Annotated in this window: 1 protein-coding gene; it reads left to right on the top strand. The window is 68.1% G+C overall.

Annotated elements, in window-relative coordinates:
* A partial coding sequence (locus tag KVT39_RS36675; RefSeq protein WP_254640801.1) for a ketopantoate reductase family protein occupies nt 1-323 on the top strand: 323 nt, incomplete at both ends.

Genomic DNA, 323 nt, shown 5'->3' with positions numbered 1-323 from the left:
CGACGCGGGCGGCACCCGCCACGTCCGCGTTCACGCGACGACTCGGGTTGCCGCTGTCGGCGTGGCCGTCCTGGTGGTGGTGCTGGTCAAGTCGTTCCAGACCGATGCGGCCATCCGCGGCGCCCAATCGCTGGTGGGGCCGGGTACCGCCGTGCTGGCGCTGCAGAACGGCCTCGGACACGAGGACATCCTGATCGACGTCGTCGGCCGCGAGCGCGTCCTCGCGGGCAAGACCTACGTCGGCGTCTCCAAGTACCTGACTATAAGCATCGAATGGCGCGTGATCGGCAAAACCACCTATATCGGCGAACTCGACGGCCGCG

The sequence above is a fragment of the Burkholderia sp. GbtcB21 genome, assembly GCF_019091065.1.
In the GTDB taxonomy this organism is placed as follows: Bacteria; Pseudomonadota; Gammaproteobacteria; order Burkholderiales; family Burkholderiaceae; genus Burkholderia; species Burkholderia pyrrocinia_C.
Note: the sequence above shows the minus strand (reverse complement) of the source record. Positions and strands in the feature narration are given on the sequence as shown.